The sequence below is a fragment of the Micromonospora sp. RV43 genome, assembly GCF_001029515.1.
Lineage (GTDB): Bacteria > Actinomycetota > Actinomycetes > Mycobacteriales > Micromonosporaceae > Micromonospora > Micromonospora aurantiaca.
In genome coordinates this window covers 95778-112971 of sequence record NZ_LEKG01000002.1, presented here as the reverse complement: position 1 = coordinate 112971, position 17194 = coordinate 95778, and the positions used below count along the sequence as shown (strand labels likewise).

The 17194-nt window shown below is 72.3% G+C and carries 14 protein-coding genes; 1 reads left to right on the top strand and 13 read right to left on the bottom strand.

Features of this window, described 5'->3' with window-relative positions; translation table 11 throughout:
- Positions 1-24 precede the first annotated feature (24 nt).
- The 4 genes from ABD52_RS01590 to ABD52_RS01575 form a co-directional block, all read right to left on the bottom strand.
- A complete protein-coding gene (locus tag ABD52_RS01590) occupies positions 25-747 on the bottom strand; it encodes a CDP-alcohol phosphatidyltransferase family protein (RefSeq protein ID WP_047890504.1) in 723 nt (240 codons plus the stop codon).
- On the bottom strand, positions 722-1789 hold the full coding sequence (locus tag ABD52_RS01585; protein WP_047890503.1) for an iron-containing alcohol dehydrogenase family protein: 1068 nt from the start codon (positions 1787-1789) through the stop codon (positions 722-724). Before ABD52_RS01585 ends, ABD52_RS01590 begins: the two co-directional genes overlap by 26 nt.
- Positions 1777-2508, bottom strand: coding sequence for a sugar phosphate nucleotidyltransferase (locus ABD52_RS01580; protein WP_047890502.1), 732 nt, complete (start codon positions 2506-2508; stop codon positions 1777-1779). Before ABD52_RS01580 ends, ABD52_RS01585 begins: the two co-directional genes overlap by 13 nt.
- Positions 2509-2578: 70 nt before the next feature.
- The gene (locus ABD52_RS01575; RefSeq protein WP_235437298.1) at positions 2579-3034 is read right to left on the bottom strand and encodes an NUDIX domain-containing protein; all 456 of its coding nucleotides are present in this window, start codon (positions 3032-3034) and stop codon (positions 2579-2581) included.
- Between the two features lie 112 nt (positions 3035-3146).
- Here ABD52_RS01575 and ABD52_RS01570 point away from each other — a divergent pair, with 112 nt between their 5' ends.
- Positions 3147-3539 carry a cyclic nucleotide-binding/CBS domain-containing protein gene (locus tag ABD52_RS01570; RefSeq protein WP_013289279.1) on the top strand — a complete coding sequence of 131 codons (393 nt, stop codon included), beginning with the start codon at positions 3147-3149 and terminating at the stop codon, positions 3537-3539.
- Between the two features lie 97 nt (positions 3540-3636).
- On the opposite strand, the gene ABD52_RS01565 is transcribed toward ABD52_RS01570, so the two are convergent.
- From ABD52_RS01565 to ABD52_RS01525, 9 genes are all read right to left on the bottom strand, one after another.
- Positions 3637-6693 carry a malectin domain-containing carbohydrate-binding protein gene (locus ABD52_RS01565; protein ID WP_235437297.1) on the bottom strand — a complete coding sequence of 1019 codons (3057 nt, stop codon included), beginning with the start codon at positions 6691-6693 and terminating at the stop codon, positions 3637-3639.
- Positions 6694-6911: 218 nt separating this feature from the next.
- Positions 6912-7955 carry a glycoside hydrolase family 26 protein gene (locus tag ABD52_RS01560; RefSeq protein WP_047890500.1) on the bottom strand — a complete coding sequence of 348 codons (1044 nt, stop codon included), beginning with the start codon at positions 7953-7955 and terminating at the stop codon, positions 6912-6914.
- Positions 7956-8099: 144 nt separating this feature from the next.
- Complete coding sequence (locus tag ABD52_RS01555; RefSeq protein WP_047890499.1) at positions 8100-9029, bottom strand: sulfotransferase; 930 nt, start codon at positions 9027-9029, stop codon at positions 8100-8102.
- 28 nt (positions 9030-9057) lie between these two features.
- Positions 9058-10671: an oligosaccharide flippase family protein gene (locus tag ABD52_RS01550; RefSeq protein ID WP_047890498.1), complete on the bottom strand. Its 1614-nt coding sequence runs from the start codon at positions 10669-10671 to the stop codon at positions 9058-9060.
- Complete coding sequence (locus ABD52_RS01545) at positions 10638-11501, bottom strand: sulfotransferase (RefSeq protein ID WP_013477472.1); 864 nt, start codon at positions 11499-11501, stop codon at positions 10638-10640. Before ABD52_RS01545 ends, ABD52_RS01550 begins: the two co-directional genes overlap by 34 nt.
- 17 nt (positions 11502-11518) lie before the next feature.
- On the bottom strand, positions 11519-12724 hold the full coding sequence (locus ABD52_RS01540; RefSeq protein ID WP_013289273.1) for a hypothetical protein: 1206 nt from the start codon (positions 12722-12724) through the stop codon (positions 11519-11521).
- A complete protein-coding gene (locus tag ABD52_RS01535; RefSeq protein WP_047890497.1) occupies positions 12724-14208 on the bottom strand; it encodes an O-antigen ligase in 1485 nt (494 codons plus the stop codon). The genes ABD52_RS01540 and ABD52_RS01535 overlap by 1 nt, the downstream gene beginning before the upstream one ends.
- Positions 14205-15212: a DUF3048 domain-containing protein gene (locus tag ABD52_RS01530; RefSeq protein WP_047890496.1), complete on the bottom strand. Its 1008-nt coding sequence runs from the start codon at positions 15210-15212 to the stop codon at positions 14205-14207. Before ABD52_RS01530 ends, ABD52_RS01535 begins: the two co-directional genes overlap by 4 nt.
- Positions 15209-17053, bottom strand: coding sequence for a Wzz/FepE/Etk N-terminal domain-containing protein (locus tag ABD52_RS01525; RefSeq protein WP_013477471.1), 1845 nt, complete (start codon positions 17051-17053; stop codon positions 15209-15211). The genes ABD52_RS01530 and ABD52_RS01525 overlap by 4 nt, the downstream gene beginning before the upstream one ends.
- Between the last annotated feature and the right edge of the window lie 141 nt (positions 17054-17194).

The window sequence follows — 17194 nt, the reverse complement described above, 5'->3', positions numbered from 1 at the left end:
GAGGCGTTAAGAAGGGGCCCTTCCTTACCGCAGGGAGGCGCGGGCGGAGAACGCGATGCTGGCCAGCAGGAAGCCGCCGTTGACCACCGTGAACGCCACCACCACCCAGAAGGCGAGGGCCGGCGCGAAGGCCAGCACCAAGCCGGCCACGAAGATCACCGCCCCGTAGTCGCGGACCAGCTTGACCAGGCGTACCGGGAGCGAGGTCGAGGTGACCATGCTCGCCGCGTTCGGCCCCGACTGCATCACCGAGGTCACCAGGTTGACCATCCAGGTGCCGGCGAACACCGCCACCAGCCAGACCGGCGTGGACGGGCGCTGCGCCACGGCTGTCGCGCCGATGGCGGCGACCAGCGCGATCTGGGCGGCCACGTCGCAGAGCACGTCGATCCGGGCGCCGGCCGCGCTGCCCTGACCGGTCACCCGCGCGAGCTGCCCGTCGGCGCAGTCCAGCGCGTACGCGATCTGCCAGGCGACCAGGGCGACCAGCCCGACCACCCAGGCCGGTACGGTGCCGGCGGCCACGTCGTCGGCGAGCGCCACCACTGTGACCGAGGCGGCCAGCCCCAGCACCAGGTTGGCGAGCGTCAGCGCGGTCGGGCGCAACCCGAGGCGCTGCGCGGCCAGCGCGAAGGCCGCCCCGATCCACTGGCTGATCGACTCGCTGAACAGGCCGCCTCCCCGGTTGACCCGGTGGAAGTCGGCGACGGTGGGACGGGGCTCAGCCAATGTGGTCGCGGAGGGCACCGGCGTAGTCTGCCAGCCGCTCCCGCGTCTCGGTAGCGGACATCGCGAGGTGTTCGAGGATGGTGTAGCGGTCCGGCCGGGTGGCCGGCGCGAACTGCACCGCCTCGACGAACTGGTCGTCGGTCAGCTCGACCTCGGCCGGCAGCCGGGGCAGCCCGTGCCGGGCCAGGCAGGCCGCCATCTCGGCGAACCGGCGCTCGTCGCCGCGCAGGAACGTGCAGAACAGCGCGCCGAGCCCGGCCAGCTCGCCGTGTGAGGCGGTGCCGGGGAACAGCGCGTCGATCGCGTGCATGATCTCGTGGCAGCCGCCGCTGCACGGCCGGCTGGTGCCCTCGATCGCCATCGCCAGACCACTGGAGATCAGCGCGTCGGCGAGCACCGTGACGAAGCCGTCGTCGCTCATGTCGCCCGGGTGGTTGAGCACCGCCTCGGCGCCGGCGCGCGACAGCGAGGCGGCCAGCCCGTCGACCCGCTCACCGCGTACCCGCCGGGCCAGTTCCCAGTCCGCCAGTGCGCTGATGTTGCTCACCACGTCGCCGACGCCGGCCCGGTTGTGCCGCTCCGGCCCGGCCTCCACGAAGTCCAGGTCCACGATCACCGCGATCGGGATGTGCACACCGTAGGAGCCCTTCAGGCCCTCCGTGATCAGGCTCGCCACCGGGGAGGCGATGCCGTCGTTGGCGAGGCTCGTCGCCACCGACACCATCGGCAGCCCGCGCCGGGTCGCGGCGTACTTGGCCACGTCGATGGTCTTGCCGCCGCCGATGCCGACCACCGCGTCGTACGACCGGGTGCGCAGCTTCGCCCCCAGGTCGTCGGCGGCGTCGAGCGTCCCCCCGGCCACGGTGAACACGTCGGCCGAGCGCAGCGACGGCCGGATCAGCTCGGCGATCCGTTCGCCCTGCCCCGGCCCGACCACCACGGCGACGTCGCCACCGGCCGAGATCCGCCCGTCGGAGAGGATCGCCGCCAGATCGGCCACCGCGCCCCGCCGCACGTCGATGTGCAGCGGGGTGAGGACGCTGCGGGCTAGTAGCGGCACGCGATCTCCCGCGCCCGGGCCAGATCGGCGTGGTTGTCGACCTCGACCCAGGAGACGTCGCCGATCGGGGCCGCCCGCACCTCGCCGCCGCGCTCGGCGAACTCCTGGTAGCCGTCCTCGTAGTAGAGGTTCGGGTCGCGCCGCCAGGTCGCCTCCAGCGCGTCCGCGAGCGGCTCGGCCACCTGCGGCTCGATGAGCGTCGCGCCGATGTACTCGCCGTACGCCTCGCCCGGGTCCATCAGCTTGGTGATCCGGGTGAGCTGGCCGGCGGCGTCGAAGGTGGTCTTCATCTCCTCCTCGGCCAGCGGCTTGAGCGTGTCCACGGCGAGCAGGATGCCCGGGCCGCGCTCGGCCAGCAGCGTCTTCTCCACGCTCACCGGGTGCACGGTGTCGCCGTTTACGAGCAGCACGCCCCGGGAGAAGTGCTCACGCGCCAGCCAGAGCGAGTACGCGTTGTTCCACTCCTCGGCCTTGTCGTTGTAAACCAGGGTGATCGTGACGCCGTACTTCTCCTCCAGGGCGGCCTGGCGCTGCCGCACCGCGTCGGCCGCGTAGCCGACCACGATCACGACCTCGTTTAGCCCCACCTCGGCGAGGTTGCGCAGCGCGATGTCGAGGATGGTGGTCTCCCCGTCGACCGGCACCAGGGCCTTGGGCAGGGTGTCGGTGTACGGCCGCAGCCGGCGCCCCGCACCTGCGGCGAGCACCATCCCGATCATGCCGACACGCTCCTCTTCTCGACCCGATTCCACCCGGCGAGGATATCGCCGGGCACCGACCGGCAGTGGTTCAGCCCGTCAGCCCGATCGAGCGCAGCGCCGCGAAGCCGTCCTCCGCGATCCGCCGGATCATTCCGTCGTTGACGTCCCGGTGCTCGTCGAGCAGCGCGATCTCCGACTCCGCAAGCCAGCGGAACTCGGTGTGCTTGCCGGCTTCCAGCCGGGGCCGGCTCAGGTCGCCGTCCACCCGGACCAGGAAGTCGGTCTCCACCCGGGTCAGCCCGTCGTCGGCGGTGTACCGGTATTCGCCGACCAGGCCGAGCACGTGCGACAGGGCCCAGCCGGTCTCCTCGGTGACCTCCCGGCGCAGCGCGTCGTCGATCTCCTCGCCCGGTTCGAGGTGGCCGCCGACGATGTCCCAGCAGTTCGGGAAGAGGCGTCGCTCGGGGGATCGGCGTTGGATGAAGATGCGGCCGTCGTCGTCGACGATCAGCGCGCCGGCGCAGCGGAGGGGCTCGGTGGGCACCCTCCGACAGTAGCCATCCGGGCCGTCTCCGGCGATGCCCGTTCTTGTCCCGGTACGCATCGATGGCCCACCATGTCCGTACTCAGTCGCCGTCCCACAGGGGTGATGTGTGATGCAGGTACGGGAAGCGATGTCCAGCGAGGTACTGGTGGTCGGGCCGGAGCACACGCTCCGGCAGGCGGCCCGGATGATGTCGGCCCGCGGTGTCGGGTCGGCGGTCGTGATCGACCCGGACTCCGAGGGGGTCGGGATCATGACCGAACGCGATGTGCTGAAGGCGATCGGCGCCGGGCTCGACCCGGATGTCGAGCGCACCGGGGCACACCTGACCTGGGACGTCGTCTACGCCGGCCCGGACTGGACGGTCGAGGAGGCAGCCGCGGCGATGGCCCGGGGCGGGTTCCGTCACCTGGTCGTGCTCGACGGCCGGGAGGTGGCGGGAGTGATCTCGGTACGGGACCTGATGCGGGTCTGGGCGGGCGAGCACGCGCCGACCCGTACCTGATCCGCCCGGCGCGATCGGCGCCGGGGAAAGGGCGATGGCCCGGCCGATATCGGCCGGGCCATCGTCGTATCTGTTCCGTTCCGGTCGTGCCCGCCCGTCAGGGGCCGACGAAGACCGAGGTGCCGCGCCAGTCCACGTCGTCGACGCTCGGACCGCTGCGCACCGTGGCGGAGCCGGTCGGCACGCCGTCGGACCACGCCATCGAGGACAGGGTGCCGGTGCTCCGGGAGACGACGTAGAGCGTGTCGCCGTCCAGGAACAGGCCGCCCGCGTCGGCGAAGGCCGTGGTGCCGGTGACCGTGTTGCGCTCGGCGCCGACGGTGCCGGTGTCCGGCGCGAACCCGCGCCAGAACAGCGTGCTCTGACCGGCCAGCGAGTAGTAGATCCGGCCGCCCTTGTAGAACATGGCGGTCACGTTCGGCAGTTCGGCGGAGAAGTTGCCGGTCATGCCGGCGTACGTGGAGCCCTCCGGCGCGGAGCCGGTGACGACCAGGTCCCACTTGGCGTCGTGGTACGGGTCCAGCTTCTTCGGGGTGCCGAACTCGCTGCCGTCGAACGAGCGCTTGTAGAGGTCGCCGCCGACGCCGTAGAACAGGTCACCGCCGACCCAGAAGGCGCCCTTGACGCCCGACCAGCCGGTGTTGTCCGCGTTCGGCACCGACATCGCGTTGCCGACCGAGGTCGCACCGTCGTACGTGCGCTTGGTGATGCTGTCGACGGTGGTGGCCGGCGGCACCGGGGGCAGCTTGACGATCTCGATGCCCTGCACCAGCGGGTTCTCCAGGACGCGACCGAAGTCGATGTCGATGTTGCCGTCGCTGGTGATCGGGAACGCGCGCATGGTGCCCCGGTTGGTGGCGCCGATCGCGGCGATCGGGTCGAAGTTGCTCAGCTTGACCACGCCGTCGATCGTCACGTTGAACTTGCGCTTGCCGGCGGTGGCGGTGCCGGCCCAGCGGTTCGCCAGGTAGAGCCGCACCTGCACCGGCGTGCCGGCCGGGACCGGGAAGTCCCACTGCATGTCCGGCGCGGGCGACTCGTCCCACCGCTCCGCGTTGAACAGCTCCACCGGGGTGCCCGACGGCACCGTGCCGTCGAGGGAGGCGTTCGTGGTGTAGCTGGTCACCTGGTTGCCGGCGTTGTGGTAGGTGCTCGGCGCGGCGGCGGTGTCCGCGGCCCAGGCCGGGCCGCTCGGCGCGGCCAACTGGTCGCCGCCCGCGTTGACCCGGTAGAGCACGTCGGAGGCGTCCGGCGTGGGCGCGGTCTTGACGATCTCGATGCCGTGCAGCAGCGGGTTCTGGAGCACCCGGCCGAAGTCGATGTCGACCACGCCGTCGCTGACCACCGAGATGGACTGCATGGTGCCGCGGTCGGTCCCGCCGGCGGTGACGACCGGGTCGAAGTCGTTCAGCTTGAGCACGCCGTCGATGCTGACGTCGAACTTGCGGGCGCCCGGCTTGCTCGTGCCGGACCAGCGGTTGGCCATGTAGATCCGGACGTCGACCCGGGTGCCGGCCGCGACCGGGATGTCCCACTGCATGTCCGGCGCGGTCGCCTCGTCCCACCGCTCGGTGTTGAACAGCGTGGCCGGCGTGCTCGCCGGCACGGTGGGGTCGAACGTCGCGTTCGTAGTGTAGCTGGTGACCTGGTTGCCCGTGTTGTGGTACGGGCTGGGCTCGGTGGCGCTGTCGGCGGCCCAGTCCGGCCCGCCGTCGGTGGCCGGGATGGCGGGACCACCGGCGTTGACCCGGTAGAGCACCTCGGTCTGCGCCGCGCGACCGGCCTGGTAGACGTTGCCCGGCAGACCCTTGGTGCTGGTCGAGTGCGGGGCGTTGCCGCCGTCCAGCGGGAAGAAGGCGAGCCGCTTGCGCTGGTAGTCGAAGTTGCCGATGTACTCCTGGTCGCTGCCGAGCCAGAGGCCCTCCTGGGTCACCAGCATCTCGGTGACGCCGTAGCCGCGCGGGTGGCGGCCCGGGTTCCAGGACAGCGGCAGGCCGCTCACCGGGTCGAGCGCCGCGATGCTGGCCCGCGGCACCGCGCCCGGTCCGGCCTTGTCGCGGGCGAGCGGGTTGTTCGACCAGCGGAAGTGACCGCCGACGTAGACGGCCTTCTCGCTGATGCCGACCGAGAGGAAGGTGTCGCCGCCGCTGAAGTTCGTCCAGGTCGGCTTCTGGCCGTCGCCGCTGGCGGCGGTCTCCCAGCGGGCCGCGGAGTCGCAGAGCGTGCCCGGGTACGACGCGCCGGTGGTGACCACGACGAAGTACTTGCTGTCCGGGGAGAACTGGATGTCGCGCACCCACGAGTCGAACGCGGCGTACTTGCAGGCCGCGGAGTAGCCGTCGGTGTTCCAGTCGGCGACGGTCGTCGAGCTCTCGCCCAGGTTGATCCGCACGATCTGGTCGTGCACGACGTCGTCGGCCTTCTTGAAGTTGCCGATCACCACGAGGTGCTTGCCGTCGGGGGAGACGGCGAGCTTCTCCGTACCGACACCGGCCGAGGCGCCGTTGTTGGTCGGCGTCCAGTTGTGGTGCTCGGTGAGCGACACGGTGAGGTAGTCGTCCACCGCGCCGGTGGTCGGGTTCAGCGAGGCCAGCCCGTTGCGGTTGGTCGTCGCGGTCACAGTGGTGAAGATGCCGCCCACCAGCAGGTGGCCGTCGACGAGCGCGATGTCGTTCACGGTGCCGTTGAACGCCGGGCCCTTGAACCCGTCGACGGGGGTGCCGTCCGCGACGTTCAGCAGGGCCAGCTTGCGGAAGTTCTTGTCGCCGACCTTGTTGAACTTGCCGGCGACGTACACCGTGCCCGGGGTCGGGCCGGCGATGACGGCGGTGACGTCACCGTCGAGCACCGGCGCGAACGCGTTGTCGATCTTGCCGGTCGCCTTGTCGAAGGCGAGCAGTCCGCGGCGTTCGACCGGGGTGGGTGAGGAACCCCGGTTCTGCGCGTTGGTGAACGAGCCGCCGACGATCACCTTGCTGCCGGCGTCGTGGATGGCCACGACGTTGCCGTCGTTGATGTTCGGCGTCTTCTCCGAGGGCACCTCGCCGACCATCGTGCTGTGGTCGGGCGCGGGCGCCGCGGCCGGCGCGGCGAGCGCCGGTACCGGTGTGAACAAGGTGGCGATGCCGAGCACGGCAGCGCCGAAGGCGGACACCGAGCGGTGTCTCAGGATCGAGGAAGCCACAGGCTACTCCGGGGGGAAACGTCGGAGGCGCTGCGATCGTGGTCGGTGCCGACATGAGGCGGGGCGTCACCCGACCGACCGCAGACGTGAGAGCAATACCTTCTCGCATTCGGCCGTCGCCCGTCCACCCGGGTTGGGCCTTTTTGACCGAGGAAACGCACCGGGTCACACGAAAAGACGAACGACGATCACCTGGTGGACACGGAGGGTGTTCCTGAGGAAACACTCAGGTCGGGCATCGGCGGCTGGAAGTACGGATCGGTCGCCATCTCCCGGAATACCTGCTCGCTCTCCGGGTCGTCGCCGAAGGTGCTGTCGTAGATGGGCTTCTCCGTCTGCCGGGCCGCGAAGTAGACCGCCGCCTTGATCTGCGGGTGCTTCTTCAGGTACGGCCCGACCTCGCGCATCCATTCGGCCCGCTGGCCCGGCCGCCCGTCCTGGGTCAGGCCGTACTCGCCGATGATGACCGGTCGCGGGTGCTTCTTGGCGAACGCCATGAAGTGGTCCATCCGGTTGGAGAAGCTGTTCCACTCCGGACTGGGATAGACGTCCGCGCAGAGCCAGTCGACCTGGTCGTCGCCCGGGTAGTAGGCGGCGGCCTGGCGCTGCGGCTCGGCGAACCCGTCCGCGTGCGGGCACCACACCCACCCGGCGTTGGTGACGCCCATCTCGGCGAAGATGCCGCGGACGTGCTTCCAGGCGGCGACGTAGTCCTCCGGCGAGTGCATGCTCGCGGCCAGGTTCGGCCGGTCCATCTCCCACCGGTAACGCAGCAGCACCGGAACGCCGAACTCCTTGACGTCCTTCGCGCGTTCCCGGATCAGCGCGTCGTAGACGCCGCTGACCGTGGACCGGGTGTCGGTGCCCTGCCACGAGATCATCTGGAGCTTGCCCCGGGACTGGAACAACTTCTCGGTGGCGCTCGGGAACGGCTCGTTCCACTCGTGGAACATGTGCGCGATGGCGAGCTTGCCGCCGGCCGCCTGGTTGAACGCGTCGAACGCCGCGGCCCGCCCGCTGGCGTTGTGGTACTGCGGCTTGACCCAGGTGCCGAGCCAGGCCCCCTTCTCCGGCGGCTCCGGCCCCCACCCGGTGGTGCGGACCGGAGCGGTCCGCGGTGTCACAGTCGGCGGGGGCGGCACCGCCGTCGCCGTCTCGTCGGATCGCTCCGAGCCGATGTCACAGGCCGCCACGGCCGGGGCCAGGAATGCCAGGCCCAGCACGGCAGCCATCGTCAGTCGTAACCGTCGTACCACCGCAACCTCTCCCCAGGACGGTCGCCGGCCACGGTATGGGGGCCCTGACGGATCCGCGTGGGCGGAGAGGCACGCCGGGCCGGGCGGGCGACCCCTGGCACTCTACCTGTGACGCGGCGCTCAGGCGGGGTAGCCGAGTCGCGTCAGCAGCGGCCCGGCCTGAGCCATCACGTCGGCCAGATCCTTTTCGGTCAGTCGCTGCCGCCACCGGCCCACCGAGCCCGGCCGCGCCTTGGCGAAGCGGGCGTGCAGCGCCTCCCGTCCGGCCGGATCACCGACCTCCAGGAAGTCGGCCACGACCTCGGCCGCCTCGGCCGGGCGGGTGACGACGTCCTCGTACCGCAGGTGCCGCACCCGTTCCGCGGGCAGCTCGGCGAGCTGCGTGAGCGCGCTGCTGGTGAACCGCCGCCACATCCAGGCCGACCGGCCCAGGTCGGAGACCTGCGTGAACTCCTCGCGCCGCTCCGGCTCCACCCAGAACCGGGGCGCGGCGCCCCACGGCGTACCGCCCCGGCCGCTGCGGCCGGTGCCGGTGGACGCGGCGTTCAGCCAGGGCTGCTCGGCGTGCGACACCGCCACATCCCGCCCGTCCCGGTAGACGTGCAGGAAGACCGCGTCCGGGAAGACCTCGGTCAGGAACGGCACGATGAAACAGTTCTCCGGGTCCTTCTCGGCGAACCGCAGGCCGCCGTGCCCGGACGCGGCGAGCAGCGCGCCGTAGTAGCCGCGGAAGTAGCGGGCGGCCCGCTGCGGCGTCCAGCTTCCCTCGTAGACACAGCGGGCGACCGCCTTGGTCAGGCGCGGTTCGAAGTGGTACGACACGTCCGGCAGCGCGCCGACGCAACTGCCGAGGAACGTGGTGCCGGAACGCGGGGCGCCCAGGATGAAGATCGGACGCTCCACCTTCAGGGTGAGCCGGCGGCCGCCCCCCTCGACCGGCCGTTCCAGCTCGCGGCGTTCCTTGCGGTCCGCCAGGAGACCGACCGCGGCGAGCTTCGCGGCCTTCACGGTGGACAGGCCGGAGTGCGGGGCGGGGGAGTCGCTTGTCATCGAAGGTCCCATCGGTGCGCAGGATCGGTCAGGACTGGGCGGCCGGGTCCGCCCCGGCCCGGTTACGGCCGCGGCGGAGGGCGCGCAGCGCGTCGAGGTGCAGGGTGCGCCGCCAGCGCCAGACGCCCGTCGCGTACGCGACCAGCCCGGCGACCGTCACCAGCGCGAGTACCAGCGGACCGGCGCCGAGCAGCGTCGCCAGGCCGAGCGGCAGACCCAGCGTGACCACCGCCAGCGCCATCGCGGCCCGGGTACCGGCGCCGAACGGGTGCAGCCGCATCGACCACCAGAGCTGGGTCAGCGGCACCAGGTTGGTGACCAGGATGGAGACGGTCCAGGCCAGGGCCGCGCCGAGGATGCCGTACCGCGGGATGAGCACCAGGTTGCCGACCACGTTGAGCACGGTGCCGGTCATCGCGTTGTAGAACGTCCACGCGGTGCGCCCGGCCATGTTGAGCACCATGTCGACCATGCCGCAGCCGGTGGCCAGCAGCATGGTCAGCGCCAGCAGCACCACGACCCGACGTCCGTCGCCGTACCCGGATCCGAACAGTGCCAGCATCGGCGTGGCGAACGCCGCGAAGATCAGGTACGCGGGCCAGGAGAGCAGCACGAGCCAGCCGGTGGCGGCCTGGTAGAGCTGGCGCGCCTCGGCCCGGTCGTCGCGGGCGAACGCGGCGGCCAGCCGGTGCTGCACCGAGCTGGACAGCGCGACGCTGGAGAGCTGACCCAGCGCCAGGAACCGGGTCGCGGCCGTGTAGATCGCCGCATCCGCCGGGCCGCGCAGCGCGCTGAGCAGCACGATGTCCAGCCGCTGCACCACGATCGCGGCCAGGCTGCTGACGGCGCGGGGCCCGGTGAACCGCCAGAACGGCCCGGCCAGCTCGCGCGCCGGCACCGGCCGGCTCACCTGCCGCCCGGCCCGGCCGACCAGCCGGCTCAGCCAGAACAGCGCGACCACCGCGGCGATCAGGTACGGCACCACCCAGGCCAGCGGCAGCGCGACGGTGGCGGACATGCCGAGCCAGGCGGCCACCGCCACACCCAGGAACTGCACCAGCGTGCGGCCGAGCCGCTCAACAGTCAGCAGCGGGCGCATCTGGCCGAAGCCGCGGCAGGCGGCGAGCGCGTAGTCGTTCAGCGCGGCCAGCGGCACGAACGCCAGCAGGATGCGCAGCGCGGTCACCGCCTCCGGCCCGGCCTCCGGCATGGTGGCCCGGGCCAGCGCCGGTGCGGCCAGCCAGCCGGCCAGCCCGAGCAGCGTGCCGACCACGAGCACCGGCAGCAACCCGACCAGGATGGTGCCCCGGATCTGGTCGCGGCGGTCGAGCGTGCGCTGGCGGCTGACGAAGTAGACGGTGCCGACGTCGGTGCCGAGCCGGGCCGCCGACGCGGCGATCATGAACGCGCTGGTGGCGGCGAAGAACATGCCGGCCTCGCGGACCGACCAGCCGCGGGCGATGACGATGTTCAGGCCGAAGCCGGCGACCGCGGCCAGCCCGACCCCGACCAGGTTGGCGAAGCCCTGCCGGGCCGCGCCGCCCAGCCCCGCGCCCGGCCCGGGGGGCGGTGCGGTGAGCGTCGGGGTGCCGCCGGCGTCCGCCCGCGTCACCGCCGCCACGACGGCACGCGTCCCCACCACGTCGCCAGCCGCTCGTCGTACGGCGCGAAGTGGTCCTCCAGCCGGGTCCGCAGCTCCGCCGACATGGGCGAACGGGAGCGGGAGTTGTGCTTGCCGAACGCGATGTCCGCCCAGCGGGGCAGCCCGAGGAAGTCGCAGACCGCGTCGAAGGAAGGGCGCGGGTCGGCGAAGAAGTCGTCGCTGTCGATGACGTGCATCCGGTCCCGGCCGACCAGCGCCTCCAGGCGCTCCAGCTGCTCGATGTAGCGGCCCCGGGCCAGGTACGCGTTGTGCTGGAGGTGCTCGCTGGCGTACGACGCGGAGCTGATCATCCGCTCCCGCTCGCCCGCCGTACGGGACTCCTCCAGCGCGAGCGCCCGCTCGAAGTCCGCCTCGGTCTCGTAGCCGCGGGCCAGCTCGTGCGAGTGCGCCGAGTAGGCGCGCTCCACCGGGTCACGCAGCAGCACCAGCAGCTTCACCGAGGGCAGGTCACGGGCGATCCGCTGCCCGGCCAGCGGGTGGAACATGTAGTACGGGCTGGACTCGCCGGTGATCCCGCGTACCCCGATCTGGGCCTTCACCGCCTCGGCCTTGCCGGTGGTGGGGAAGTGCCCGAGGTACCAGCTCATCCCCCGGTGGTAGTCCATGTCGAAGTAGTGCACGCCCTTGTGGTAGGCGGGCGGCAGCACACCGGGATGCTGCGACAGCGTCTTGAACAGCGAGGTGGTGCCGCAGCGCTGCGCCCCCACGATCAGGAATCCCGGCACCATCCGCGAACCGGCGGTCAGCCGGCCGACCGTCCGGCTCACCGACTTCACCGCGCGGAGCGCCTGCTCCTTGGCCAGCGTCACGTCCCCACTCCTCACTCTCACCCGGCCCGGCGGGCCAGGTGTTCCTCGACGGCGGGCAGCAGCCAGGTGTCGACGTGCCCCAGTCGCGCACCCGCCTCCGCCTGCCGGTCCCGCAGGTAGCGCGCCGCGAGCTCCACCAGGTAGAGCACGGCGACCAGATCGGCGCCCCCGCCGGTCTGGTCGAACGGCGCCAGGGTGGCCCCGGCGCCGGCGATCAGCGCTCGGGCCGCCTCGACCGGCTCCACCCCGTCGTGGCTCATCGCGCCCTGCACCGCCAGGTGCAGCGCGTCGTACCCGGCCGGCACGTCCGCCTCGAACCGTTCCCAGTCCCAGACCAGCACCCGGCCGTCGGCCAGCACGGCGCTGTTGCCGCCGTTCCAGTCACCGTGCCAGGCGCCGAAGGCCACCACCGGGTCGGCGTCCGCGACGGACTTCAGCGCCGCGCGCAGCCGCCCGGCCTCCGGCCGGGGCCCGAGCGCGTCCACCGCCTCGGTGAGCCGGGCCGCGTGCCCGCTGGCCGCCCACGACTGCCGGCGTACGCCGAGACAGCCGGCGACCGCCACCATCGCGTCGCGTTCGGCCGCCTCCGCGGCGGCCGGGGTGGCCCGGGGCAGCCGTACCGGCAGCGCCTCCTGCACCAGCAGCGCGTGGCCGTGCCAGTCGCCGTGATGGCGTACCCCGGCCAGGACCACCGGGCCGAGCGGCACCTCGGCGAGGCGGCGCAGCGCGTCCGCCTCGGCGTGCACCAGCGCGCGGGTCAGCGGGTCGACGCCGAGCTTGGCGTACCCGAGGGCCCGGCCGTCCGGGGCGAGCAGTTGCAGCACCGGCTTGCGGTTCGCGCGGGCCGGCCCGATGTGCAGGCTCACCAGCGCCGGCTCGCCGAGCACCTCGGTCAGGTGCGCGTCCAGCCCGCCGCCGTCGACCACCAGCCGGTCGCGGAACACCAGCGGGCCCAGCCCGAGCCGGAACGCCGTGGACAGACCCTGCCGGACCAGCTTGGCCTTGCGGCCGACCGCCTCGGTGGAGTGCCGGACCGCGCTCGCCGCCGCCCGGCCCGAGCCGGTGGGCACGAGCAGCCGGGGGCGGGACGCCGAGGGCACCACCACCCAGCCGGCGCCGCCGCGGCGCAGGCTGGGCTCGGCCGGCGCGGGCCAGATCAGCCCGGCCAGTTCACCGAGGTACGCGGCGCGGCCGTCGCCGTCCGGGGGTACGCGGAACACCATCAGCTGTCACCGGTCTTTTCCAGTCGGGCCCGTAGCCCGGCGATCGTGCCCTGGGGTGGCGCCGGCGCGAGCGACCGGCGTATCCGGTCGTTGCGGGCCAGCAGGGCGACAGTGATCAGGGCGTAGGCGAGTGTCGCTTCCATCGCACCGTAGGTGAACTGGAAGAAGAGCATGAGGATGAGCACGAGCGTGCCGGCGATGCCGATCGCGCTGTGGTCGCGGCGGTAGCGCCAGATGCAGTAGATGAAGAAGGCGTTGTAGCAGATCGCGCCGACCCAGCCCTGCCCGACGAGCAGCGCCCAGACCTGGCCGTTGCTGCCCAGTTCCCGGTTGCCGCACTGCTTGCAGTCCTCGGACTTGCCGATGGCGATGGACCGGTTGCTGCCGATCAGCGCCCGGTTGCCGCCGTACCCGAGGATCGGCGAGTGGTTGGCCGCGGCGACCGCGCCCTGGGACAGCGTGGTCCGGATGTCGTCGCTGTGGCCGTTCTGGAGGCGTTCGTCGAAGGTGCGGCCGAGCGGTGTGGCGACGATCAGCACCCCGATCAGCCCGACCGCCAGGGCGAGCCCGCCGAGCACCACCATCCGGCCGCGCAGCGCGAGCCGCAGCGCGACGTACGCGGCGGCGATGCCGAGACCGATCCAGAGGCCCCGGTTCAGCGAGTAGACGATCGGGAAGATCGCGGCCAGGGCGATCGCCACGCCCGCGGTACGGCGCATCGGCTTGCCCAGCACGACCCAGCCGACGATCAGCCAGACCAGCAGGATGGCCGTGTTCTGGCCCCACGAGTTCGTGTAGGTGAACGGCGCGGACGGGCGGGGCGAGCTGGCCTCCCCCTCGATCACCTGCTGCACCTGGGCGAACTTGATCTCCATGAGCGAGGTGACGTACGGGTGACCGGCGATCGACTGGGGCAGGACGAATCGCAGCGGCGCGACGAACGTGAGGTTCGGGAAGAGCGAGCCGATCCAGCCGCCGAGCACCACGACCACGCCCATGAACCCGAACAGGCGGACCATCCGGCGCTGGGACAGCTCCCGCTCCCGCAGGTTGTAGACGTAGAGCATGGTCACGGTCATGGCGACGTAGTTGGCGAGCCGGATGCCCCAGCCGATGTACTTGCCGCTGCCGCCGGGGGGCAGCGTGTTCGGCGCGGTGAGGTCGAGGGTGAGCACGGACAGGAACACCCAGAGCAGCAGGACCATCCAGATCCCGAAGCCGGGCGGCACCCGGATCGGGCCCCGCTTGCGCATCTGCACCACCATCGGCACCGCGAAGATGACGAAGACGAAGCTCGACACGCCGAGCACCCACCACAGCGGGTACAGCAGGAAGACCGAGATCAGCGGCCACGCCGTCGGCAGCCGCCACGACCAGCTCTCCGGCCGTACCGTCACCGGCCGCAGGCGGTTCCCGTCCGGCGGCGACACCGCTCCGACCGGAACCGTCCCGCGCGCGGTGCGGGGCGGGGTGGCGGTGCTCATTTCACGGTGACCTTGGCGGTGGTCGGCGCGTAGATCACCCACGCGTTGCCGGGCTGGGGGTGCAGGAGATCGCCGCCGGTGTCGGCGAGCGTGCAGACCATGCCCAGGCCGGGCTTGCGCCACCGGCCCTTCGCGCTGTTCGGCCCGGACACCGCCAGCACCGCGCCCTCACCGAAGACGTTCGCCGAGGGCAGCGAGCGCGGGGACGGGTTGCGGACGTCCAGCGTGCGGTACTCCATCGTCAGCACGATGACGGAGGCGGCGGTCACGGCGACCTTGCCGACCTTGCCGACCCAGACGGACTTGGCCTGGTCGTACCGCCAGACCATCGGCGGGCCGCCGGAGACGGTGACGGTGAGTTCGGTGGCCGGCGCGAGGTCGCGGGCGGCGAGCGCGTCGCCCTCGCCGGCGTGGTCGATCGGCGGGGTGGGCGGCTGGCCGCCCTTCGGGGCGGCCTTGAGCAGCGCGGCGGTCGACGTGTAGTCGCCGGAGAAGACCTTGCTGTCGTCGTCGGGCGTCACGCCGTCGAGGTCGGAGTTCTCGAACTGGGTGAGGAAGCCGGTGGGGCCGCCGTCGTAGCCGACGAACGGGCGCAGCACGGCGAGCGACCGGATGTCGACCGGCCGGATCTCGGTGACCGGACCGATCTTGGTGGCGTCCTTGGAGTGGAACACGGCGGTCAGGTGCAGCGTGTCGGACTCGGCGAACTCGGCGTAGACCAGGTCGGCGGCGTCCAGGCCGGCCGGGGTGGTCGCGGGGCTCACCCGCAGCGGCACGGCGACCGCCTGGCGGGTGGCGGCGGCCGGGGTGCTCACCGGCGCGCCGGTCAGCGGGCCGGTGGGCAGGGTCGGCGAGGCACTGGCCGATGACGGCGAGGCGGTGACGTCGCCCGGGTCCACCACCTGGACCTTGCCCGGCTTGGGCTCGGGCTCGCTGCACCCCGTCCCGACGCCGAGGACGACGGCGGGGGCGATGGCGGCGCGGAGCATCTGCCGGCGGTTCACCCCAGGTCCTCGCCGGAGTCGAGCGCGTAGCTGCGGCCGTCGCCGTCACCCCGGGAGCGGTACGTGCCGCCGGTGCCGTTGAGCGGCACCGGCTTACCCGGCATGCCCTGGTTGCCGGGGTTCGGCGGCGGGGTGGCCTTGCCCGGTGCCGGCTTCGCCGGGGCGGGGCGGGACGACTGCATGCGCGGCAGCACCATCGTCGACTCGGCGGACGGGCCGGGGCTCGGCCGGGGCTTGGGCCGGTTGGCCGGTGCCACCGGGGTGCTCGGCGCGCCCGACGTGCCCGACGTGCTGCTCGCACCGCCCGAGGACGCCGGCCGGGCGGCGCCGGCCACCGGGGCGGGCAGGCGCGGGGCCAGCACGGCACCGATCACCGGCGCGTTCACCTGCTCGAACTGCTGCAGGGCGGCGGTGATCTCACCGCTGCGGGTCTTGCCCGCCTCGGCCACCATGATCACGGCGTCGACGTACCGGCCCAGGGCCTGGGCCTCCACGGCGAACGTGGGCTGCGCGGTCTCGATGATCACGTGGTCGAAGCGCGCGGACAGCTCGTGCATGATCTCCAGCAGACCGGCGACCGGCAGCTCGACCTCCGCGTCCAGGTCGCCCGGCACCAGCACCCGGAGCTGGCCCAGCCCCGGCACCGGCGCGAGCGCCTTGAGCGGGGGTACGTCGCGGCGCAGCACCGAGGCCAGGTTGTGCCGGCCCTCGGCCACGCCGGTGATGGCGCCCACCGTCGAGTCGGGCTTGGTGGTGATCAGCGCGACCTGCTGGCCGGTACGGGCGTACGCGGCGGCGAGGTTGGCGGCGACGAATCCGGCGGCGGTGCCGGCCGAGGCGTCGCAGATCAGCAACTGGCGACCGCGCCCGCCCTGCGCCGGTTCGGGCACGGCGGACAGCAGCACGTTGCGCAGCCGGCCCAGCTCGCGGGAGACCCGGTGGGTGGCCGGCAGGACGGCCAGCGAGGGCGCGCGCACCGGCAGTTCCAGCAGCAGCGGCAGGCCGACCCGGTCGGAGATGTCGCGACCGCGCCGGATCCGGGTGTCGAGCCGGTCCAGCACCAGCGCCAGCACGATGCCGAGCAGCAGGCCCGCGCCCATGCCGCTGGCGAGGTTGAGCGTGCGGTTCGGTGAGCTGGGCGAGTCGGGGAGACGGGCGTCGGAGATGATCTCGCCGGGGTCGGAGCCGGCCGAGACCAGCGGGCTGAGCCGGTTGTTCAGGCCGGTGATCTGGCTGGTGAGAAGGCTCCGTTCGGCCTCGGCCCGCTCCCGCTCGGGCGAGTTCGACGGCGACGCCGCGATCCGCCCGGCGACGGCACTGAGCTGCTTCTGCAGCTCGGCGATCTGCTGCTTGAGCGCGGTCGTCTCGTTCTCCAGCGCCTTCTGCGCGGTGGCCTTGCGCAGGTCCAGATACGCCTGGGCGAACGCGTGCGAGCCCGACTGGGCGCCCTCGGGGCTGTTCCCCTCGTACGCCACCTGGAGGATCTGGCTGTTCGGCGGCACCTTGACTGTCACCGACTTGACCAGCTGGTCGGCACCGGTGTCGACCTTCATCAGCGCCTTGGCCCGCTCGGCCACCACCAGCGAGCGGACCACCTGGGCCTCGGTGTCGAGGTTGACCTTGGCGTTGGGGTTGCTCTCCGCGCCCGAGCCGAGCGGGCGCACCAGCAGCGAGGTGGTCGAGGTGTAGCGCGCCTCCTGGATCTGGTTCAGCGCCAGCCCACCACCGAGACCGAGGGCCGCGGCGAGCAGCAGGATCCACCAGCGGCGGCGCAGCCAGCCCAGGTAGGCCATCAGGGCAAGACCGTCGGCGTCGCTCTCGGCCAAATGGGGTGAGGGCATCAGAGTCTGTCGCTCCCTTTCGACCGAGCCGGGCAGTCCACGGCACAGCTGGACCTGACCGTGGCCTTGAGTGTCCCCGATCCGAACGACGAGGGAAAGTCTGCTCACGTTCCGGTAAGCCTGCCCGGGTGTGGGCAGCCC